Raw genomic sequence first — 8,186 nt, 5'->3', positions numbered from 1 at the left:
TGGTAAAAAGACCGCAGGTGTCCAAAATAACGCTTCCGCCACATAGCGCCCAAATGCGGAACGACGGTGGTCGGTTGTGCCACCCAGACGCGCCACCGGTAGGAGGCTGAAAATTCGAAAACGTGTCCAATGTGCCGAATCCGAACCGGTAACCCCCATCTTGCCAAAACGCTCTAGTTTCCAGATAAAGCCCTGCGGTGCGGCCAGAATTTGACTGGCTTTCATGGGTTGATCGTTGGGGTTGGTACGATCGCCCAGACTGAACTCGCCCCCCATATCAATTTCAGCCACAGTTTTTAAAGGCGTTCCCGGTAGAATCGCAAAGCGAAAAAACGCTTGGGCGGCAGGCGGCAAGTTGTTCACCATGGCAGGATCAAAGCGAATGGGGTTCAAGGGTTGCTGTGCCGACAGACGTTGCCATTCGCGGTGTTCGTCTGCCGCATCGCGCCAACGCAGAGCCACGAGTGCCAGCAGGCTAAACACTCATATCACTGCGATGGACACGACTACAAAATCCCAGTTCATAAAGCCTTAATCCTCATTTATTCCGACGTTGACGCAGACGAAAAGCATCGCGTTTTAACGAATCCGTCGGTGCGATTGGGTTAGAATGGTTGACATTCTATAACGAGTAATGAAGCGGGTAAACAATGGCCGGGTCGCTATTTGATCAATTGAAAAAATCCGGTTTGGTGAATGAGCACCAAGCCAAAAAAATTAAAAAAGAAAAATATCAACAAAGCAAACAGCACAAATCCAAAAAGGGCGCTCAGGCGGGCCAAGGCGACAGCGATGCAGCCAAGCTGGCGGCAGAAGCCATGCGGCTCAAAGCGGAAAAAGATCGACAATTGAATCTGGAGCGCCAACAGCAGCAGGCGGAAACGGCCAAATTGGCGGAACTGAAGCAGTTGCTGCAGTCCAATCAATTGACCGATGTGGCGGGCGATCTGACATTTCATTTTGCCGATGAAAAACAGGTCAAGACTCTGCAGGTCAATGCTCAAACACGTCAGGGGCTGGTGAGTGGTCGCATCCGCATTGCGCGGCAGGGCGGTGATTATGTGCTGGTGCCAGCGTCGGTGGTTGAAAAGATTGAGCAGCGTGACCCGACAGTGTTGATTTCGCTGTCCGATAAGGATGATGCCCTCTCGGAAGAAGATCGTGACTATTATGCAAAATTTGCCATACCGGATGACTTGATTTGGTAGGGCGTTAAACAGGGGCTGGGTATGATCAAAAAAATGAGTGCGGCTATCTTATTGGCGGCGTTGCTATCGGGCTGTCAGTCCGGTGATTCGAATGATCGTCAAACGCAGACGGTGACTGTTTGGGTGTCGCCGGAGGGTAAGGATACTAACACGGGTGAGATTGATCAGCCGTTTCAGACACTGGCGCGTGCCCAGCAGAAAGCGCGGGAGATGGTTGCGGGTGCAACAAATGTTACGGTAAACCTTAAATCCGGTGTCTATCGGCTGGAGGCACCTTTGCGGTTGGATCACCGCGATGCGCCACAGGACGGTTATCAGCTGACGTATCAAGCGGCGGCGGGGGCGCAGGCGAGTCTGTACGGCTCTCGACAAATTGATGGTTGGACTTTGTAGGACGCGGACAAAAATATTTATCGCGCCAGTGCAAAAGGCACGGTGTCGCGGCAACTGTATGTGGACGGCGTGCGTGCCACCCGCGCCAGAACCGGTGATTACCCGGGCGGCTTCTGGCCTTATTATGGCTATAATCCGAACTCACCAGCTAACAGTGATGCGGCGGGCATCTTGTATATACCGCTGCAGAATATGGATGGAAGCCTGGCCGCTGGTTGGCCGGATCCGAATACCTGGCAGAATGTCGAGGATATTGAAGCCGTTGCCCTGCCGCAATGGAAAATGCAGCGCGTGCCGCTGAAAGGCATTATCCCGTTTCCCGATTACCACAATACTCATATTTCCGTTCAGGACGCGTTGCAGTTTTATGAACATGAATTTATTCTCGATGATCTGGGAGCCAAACTGGATTATGATTTATCCAGAACCGGCTTGATTCAGCTCGAAGACACCGCCTGGCGCAACGCGAACCTGTATCTGAATCCTGAGAAAACCGCTACCAACCTGTGGAGTTTTTTTCGAGTGGCGTTTTTTGAAAATGCCTATGCCTTTCTCGACGAGCCTGGGGAATGGTACCTCGATCAAAAAGCGGATACCCTGTATTACATTCCGCTGGACGGTCAGGATATGCGTCGCGTTCAGGTAGAAATGCCGCAGCTAGAGCAGTTGCTAACCGTCCAAGGTCGTCAGGATGCGCCAGTGAAAAATATTCGGTTTCAAAACTTGAATTTCGCTTATGCCACTTGGCTGGAGCCGAGTGGTGAGCAAGGGTACATTTCCGATCAAAGCGGCAATCGGGTGACCGGCACTTCCGGTGACTATAACACCATCGGCCATGTGCAGTCGGTGGTTGAAACCCCGGGCAATATCGAGCTGGAATACGTTGATGGGGTTGTGTTTCAAGGCAATATTTTCGAACACCTGGGCGCGGTGGCGCTGCACTTCGGAACCGGTACGCAAAATGCGTTGATTGAGGATAATCTGTTTGAAGATATTTCCGCCTCGGCCATTTGGTTGGGCGGGGTTCAACAGGACGATTATGCCCCGGATGCGGTGCAGCTGACCGCCAATAACACCATTCGCAATAATCTCATTCGTCATATCGGCCAGGAATATTACGATGTGGCGGGTATTTATGTCGGTTTTTCACGTAACACCCACATCGACCATAACACCATTATGTACACCCCTTGGTCGGCGATTGCGATGGGCTGGGGCTGGGGGTTGTTGGATCCGGGCATCAATCTTGGGCTGGCGACGGCCACCCCGAATATGTGGGGCGTCCATACCGAGTTTACCCCGAATCGTCATAATAAAGTGACCCATAACCGTACCTATGCCACCCTGCAGCAATTGTGGGACGGCGGCGGCATTTACACCACAGGGTATCAGGGCACGTCCATGGACGATGCCTTGTTGATTGAGGGTAATGTGTTTTCCGATAAAAATCCTGAGCGGGGCGGCAACACGGTTTACAGTGACGGCATGAGTCGCTTTATTAAAGTGCGAAACAATGTGATGTATAACAATCCGCAGGCGAAGGCGTTTTTTGGCACGGACATTGGCGAAAATGACCCTTTTTACACACAATACGCCATCTATTGATTGTTAAACGATTTCGGATACGGTGCGGATACCGGTGGATGTCGAACGTTTGGCGACATAGACTATGATGATAATTTCTGGCGTGATATGACGTTTTTTAATATTTGCCCTTTCACTTATGAGGGCATAGAGTACCCAACCCAGTTACAGTATCGTGGCAACCAAGATGTCCAGCGGCACACCGCCGAAGCGCAGAAGAATGCTGACCGTGCCGGTGTGACTTCCCGCCCCGAAAGCATTGCCGCCGCTCGGTGGATAACGCCTTCAAACACCATTCAGATCAATTAAGACTGATGCGCGCTTGAGGCTTGGAGTTTTAGCCGAATATTGACTTTCGAACCCATACTTTACCTGCGGATATGTGTCGAAAATCCGCCATAAAAAAACCGGGGCTGTCCCCGGTTTTTTATGGCATTGATGCAGGAATGACCAGGCCTGGTTAGAAGTCGTAACCCAAGGTAATCATCGTTTCGGTGTTGACGTTCTTTTTATCTTCAGCCGGTTTGCTGTTGTGGCGGTATTGGTAGTTGATGCGCATATTGAAATGGCTGTTAAACAGGACTTTTAAGCCGGTGTTGCTTTCCGTATTGGTTTGCTTTTCACCCGTGAAGACGGTGAGGTTTTGCAGAAAGCGGACATTCGGATTAAACGCGTATTCAAAGTTGCCGTAGAGTTTGGCAATCGCTTGTGACATGTCTTTGGTGTCGCTGTTTTTGTAATAGTTGTCACTTTGATAACCGGCACCCGCTTCACCGGTCAGAATCATATCTTTGCGTTTAATGAAGTTATACCCCAGACCGGCAATGGTATAGGTGCTCAGCTCAATATCTGAAAAGCGATCGTTCACGGCTTTAAATTGACCGAAGCCATAGGCTTTTTGATAGTCGGAAAAATACAGGTTGCCCTGCAGGTCGCCGACATAGCGTTCGTCGGTGCGATTGCCATCTTCTTCTTTATTGGTGGCATCGAACTTGGCTTTGAGCTTATACATTTTCTGGGTATATTCCAGACCCAGTGAGCCGTAAATGGCTTGGGTGGACGTGTCGCCGGTGGTATTGGAGTAACCGGCTTGCCCGCTTCCGCTTAACCCAAGCTCAGGCTTGTCTTCCGCCAGCACAGGGGTGGCAATCAGTAGAGAGGTGGCACCAAACAGTGCGAGAGTGTGTTTTCTCATAGGTTATATTCCCTTTTAAAGGTTAAAAATACAGACATCAAAGAACGCAAAAACGTCCTTTGAAGAAAATGAAAGCGCTGCTAGCCCGAATATTTCACAAATTTGCACCGACCTTGCTTGCTCCTTGATTCCACAAGCCATATTTTCTCAGTCGGTCGTAATCGTGGATACGACACTTCTTCGAAAATTTCCTTGTGAAACCAATGCCCTGCGCAATCTCAGCACAAATTCATGAAACATTCGGGCTAGGATTCGGTTTGCAAGCTGTGAACATGCACATCCATTTGTGGGAAAGGGATGCCGATGCCGGCGTCGTCAAACGCCAGTTTGACTTTTTCGTTCATGTCCCATTTCAACGGCCAGTAATCCCCGGATTTCACCCAAGGGCGCACATTAAAATTAATGCTGGAGTCGGCCAGTTCCGCCACGACGATACTGGGCGCCGGGTCTTTTAGCACGCGCTCGTCGTTTTCAATCAGGTCGGTCAGGATTTGTTTGGCCTGTTTAATGTCGTCATCGTAGCCGATACCGAACACCATATCGACACGACGGGTCTCGCGGGCAGAGTAGTTGGTGATATTGCCTTTGTAGATGTTGCCATTGGGGATAATGACTTCACGGTTATCGCCAGTGCGGAAGGTGGAGCTGAAAATACCCACCGCTTCCACCACGCCGGAAGTGCCACCGGCTTCGACGAAGTTGCCGACTTTAAACGGTTTGAACACGATCAGCATCACGCCGGAAGCAAAGTTCTTCAGCGAGTCTTTCAGGGCGAAGCCGATGGCCAAACCGGCGGCACCGATTAGCGCCACCAGCGAGGTGGTGTCTATGCCCAACTGACTGAGCGAGGCAATGATAATGAATAGATACAGCAGAGCGTTCAGGATCGACTGAACGAACTTAATCAGCATGTCATCCATTTTGGAAGCTTGCAACATACGTTCGGTAATGCGAAGTACGATCTTAATCCCCCAGCGCCCGATGATAAAAATGAGCAGTGCAAAGAGTAGGTTGCTGCTCCATTCGATGCCGTAGGTTTGCCAGAGCTGGTTCACATCAATCGTTGAGAAGTCCATAGGTGTGTTTCCTAAAGAAGGTTGAAGTTGAGTCGGTGAAATCCTTTAAAAAGCATTTCGATACGAGAATTCAAGACGCAACATTTTAGGCGAAATGCCGTTCAGTTTGGCAGAAAATTGCCAGACCTAGTAAATAACCAGGCCTGGTAGTGTCGTTATGGAGGGCGTTGCAAAAAAAGATTATTTGAATACTTTGAACGGTGGCAATTGTTTTGTCACCAAATCAAAACACATGGGGTGAATGTTCGGTAATCCATTTCGGTATTGAAGCGTGCGTTCGCCTTTAATCAGTGGCAGCAGGTACTCGATGGCCGCTGGGGTGATGTCCATACCGTCTTCGGTGATGAATTCGTCGGGTACCGATTTTTCCAAATCGGCGACGTCCACCAGCTTGACGTTTTTGTAGCGCCAAACCAGCGGCAGCGTATCGATCACCTCAATGACCGGCAAAACGCCATGCAGTCCGTCCAGTGCCGCTTGCACCGCTGCCTTGCCTGCTCGGTAGGCCATTTCCCAGTCGGTTTCGGACACCAGGTGACTGGCGGAACGTTGCAGATAATCCGGTACGGCACTGTGGGTTTTGCAATTAAAGGTGTCGGCCACTAAATTGGAGAGGGTGTGGGCGACGCCCCCCAGTTGGGTGTAATGATTGTTGTGGGTGTGTTCGATGTTTTCAATTGAGATGTAATTGCCGTTTTCGTCCATCAAGCCTTCCGAGACAATGCATACGCAATAGCCTTTGGTGTCGATCAGGGTGCGAACCCGATCCAGAAATTTGGCCTTGTCAAAGGCGCGTTCCGCTGGGAGTACCAATAAGGGTACTTCGGGAATGGCGGTTTTAATCAAGCCGCCGGCAATGGTTAGCCAGCCGACATTGCGCCCCATGGCTTCTAAGGCAAAAAACTTGGTGGACGTGTGGTGCATGGAGAACAGATCCATGGTGGCTTCCAGTAAGCTGGTAGCAATGTATTTGGCGGCGCTGCCAAATCCGGGGCTGCAATGGGATAAGGCCAGATCGTTATCAATGGTTTTGGCCACACCGATGCAGGTGACCGGATGGCCATGAGCCGAGCAGTAATCGGCCACTTTTTGAGCCGTGACCATGGAACCGTTGCCGCCATTGTAGAAAAAATAGCCGATGTCATAGGTTTTGAACACTTCCAGAACCCGTTGGTATTGTGCCGGGTTTTCCTCAACACTGTCCAAGTCAAAACGACAGGCCTGAAAAGCCGCGCCCGGTTGCACTTTCAGTCGATCCAATAGGTCTTCGCTGAACTGGGATGCGTCGGTCAGGTTTTCCTCCAGCACGCCGACAATTCCGTTAATGGCGGCATAGACCTTGCCAAATCGCTCCGGGTGACGTTTGGCCATTTCGATGACACCGGCGGCACTGGCGTTGATGACGGAGGTAACCCCTCCGGCCTGAGCATAGATGACGTTTCTGGGTTGAGACATGTTAAATCCTTACCTTTGGTATTTATATAAGTTGCCGATGATTATAAAAGATGACACTTACGTTATGGCATGAAAGTTTTTTGAATGATGCGCTGTGACTGGCAACTCAAGCTTGACTGTCCCTGCAAAAAGCGGCAAAGGGGTTGGCCGAGGAGCAGATGACGCCAGCCGGACAAGCCGCTGTCCGGCTGGCGGATAAGCTGCAGTAATTGCGTGCGGTTAGCGATATTGTTTGGATTGATACCATAGTCCAAGGCGGTCTGCTGAAGCAGGGCAAAGGCGATGTTCAGCAAAATGTCTTCTTGAGCGCTTGGGGGCGGTTCTTTGGGCTCGGTTTCTGGCCAGTGTTCCGGGTGGGCAAACACCTCATCAATCAGGGCGATCCACTCATCGCCAAAGTTTTTGACGGAAGAGGCTTTGATATTGGGCACTTTATATAAGGCCTGAGGGGTTTGCGGTGGGCGTTTGGCGATGTCGATCAAAGCGTCATCCGATAAAACCCACCGCTTCGGTTTGTTGTGATTAATGGCGTAGAGTTCGCGCCATTCGGCCAGTCGATAGGCAATGGCTTTGTTTTTACGCGCCAGTTTCCCGGCCATTTTCAATTTGTCCCCCGCCGTTTCGGGCGATGGCCGATAGAGTGATTCCGACAAGAGTGCTTCAAAATCTTCTTCCAAAGCCTTCTGCTCGGCATCCGTTAACCGAGCGAGAAAGCGTTCGTAGATGGGCGCGAGGGTGCGCACATCGTCAATGGCGTAGGTCAGCTGCTGATCGCTGAGCGGGCGTCGGCTCCAGTCGGTGCGGGTTTGATCTTTTTCCAGCACCCGCCCAAGTTCGCCTTTCACGACTTTGGCCAGGCCTGCCAAATCGCCGTATCCCAGAAAGACGCCCGCGATTTGAGTATCGAAAATCGGCGACGGTAATGCCCCGGAAAGTTGATACAATACTTCAAGATCCTGGCGGGCAGAATGAAAGACTTTGATGCAATTCGGTGCCGCCAAAAGTCGCCACAGAGGCGACAGATCCGACAGCGTCAGCGGGTCGATAATCGCCGCCTGACCGCCTTCGGACTGGATTTGAATCAAACACAGTTGCGGGAAGTAGGTGTCGGTTCGCACGAATTCGGTGTCAATCGCTAACCAGCGCTCAGACTCGATGCGGCGGCAGAAGGTTTCTAAAGTTGGTTGAGTGTCGATCAAGATAAATGAATGCGTCATAAAAGCAGTTTAAGAGGTTCCACGCTTTTGGGCAAGCAAAAGCTGTCATTTGCCCTGT

At 50.9% G+C, this 8,186-nt stretch carries 9 protein-coding genes; 4 read left to right on the top strand and 5 right to left on the bottom strand.

Annotated elements, in window-relative coordinates; all coding sequences use genetic code 11:
* A partial coding sequence (locus ACP5D0_RS04855) for a DUF6544 family protein (RefSeq protein ID WP_472364478.1) occupies nt 1-483 on the bottom strand: 483 nt, incomplete at its 3' end.
* 167 nt (nt 484-650) lie between these two features.
* On the opposite strand from ACP5D0_RS04855, the gene ACP5D0_RS04850 reads away from it, so the two are divergent.
* The 4 genes from ACP5D0_RS04850 to ACP5D0_RS04835 are packed head-to-tail and all read left to right on the top strand — an operon-like array spanning nt 651 to nt 3,494.
* A complete protein-coding gene (locus ACP5D0_RS04850) occupies nt 651-1,208 on the top strand; it encodes a DUF2058 domain-containing protein (protein ID WP_472364477.1) in 558 nt (185 codons plus the stop codon).
* A 21-nt stretch (nt 1,209-1,229) separates the two neighbouring features.
* Nucleotides 1,230-1,601, top strand: coding sequence for a hypothetical protein (locus tag ACP5D0_RS04845; protein WP_472364476.1), 372 nt, complete (start codon nt 1,230-1,232; stop codon nt 1,599-1,601).
* A gap of 42 nt (nt 1,602-1,643) precedes the next feature.
* On the top strand, nt 1,644-3,206 hold the full coding sequence (locus tag ACP5D0_RS04840) for a right-handed parallel beta-helix repeat-containing protein (protein ID WP_472364475.1): 1,563 nt from the start codon (nt 1,644-1,646) through the stop codon (nt 3,204-3,206).
* The gene (locus tag ACP5D0_RS04835; protein WP_472364474.1) at nt 3,207-3,494 is read left to right on the top strand and encodes a hypothetical protein; all 288 of its coding nucleotides are present in this window, start codon (nt 3,207-3,209) and stop codon (nt 3,492-3,494) included.
* A gap of 151 nt (nt 3,495-3,645) precedes the next feature.
* On the opposite strand, the gene ACP5D0_RS04830 is transcribed toward ACP5D0_RS04835, so the two are convergent.
* The 4 genes from ACP5D0_RS04830 to rnd all read right to left on the bottom strand — a co-directional run bounded on the left by ACP5D0_RS04830 (nt 3,646) and on the right by rnd (nt 8,128).
* Nucleotides 3,646-4,380, bottom strand: coding sequence for a DUF481 domain-containing protein (locus ACP5D0_RS04830; RefSeq protein ID WP_472364473.1), 735 nt, complete (start codon nt 4,378-4,380; stop codon nt 3,646-3,648).
* A gap of 245 nt (nt 4,381-4,625) precedes the next feature.
* Nucleotides 4,626-5,456 carry a mechanosensitive ion channel family protein gene (locus tag ACP5D0_RS04825; RefSeq protein WP_472364472.1) on the bottom strand — a complete coding sequence of 277 codons (831 nt, stop codon included), beginning with the start codon at nt 5,454-5,456 and terminating at the stop codon, nt 4,626-4,628.
* Between the two features lie 180 nt (nt 5,457-5,636).
* Nucleotides 5,637-6,911 (bottom strand): 6-phosphofructokinase, encoded by a 1,275-nt coding sequence (locus tag ACP5D0_RS04820; RefSeq protein WP_472364471.1) that lies wholly within the window; start codon nt 6,909-6,911, stop codon nt 5,637-5,639.
* Nucleotides 6,912-6,973: 62 nt separating this feature from the next.
* Nucleotides 6,974-8,128 carry a ribonuclease D gene (gene rnd, locus ACP5D0_RS04815; protein WP_472364469.1) on the bottom strand — a complete coding sequence of 385 codons (1,155 nt, stop codon included), beginning with the start codon at nt 8,126-8,128 and terminating at the stop codon, nt 6,974-6,976.
* Nucleotides 8,129-8,186: the final 58 nt, after the last annotated feature.

Origin of the sequence: Hydrogenovibrio sp., assembly GCF_049975065.1 — a bacterium.
Taxonomy (GTDB): domain Bacteria; phylum Pseudomonadota; class Gammaproteobacteria; order Thiomicrospirales; family Thiomicrospiraceae; genus Hydrogenovibrio.
The sequence above is the reverse complement of the archived record's forward strand: the minus strand, read 5'-3'. Positions and strand labels throughout refer to the sequence as shown.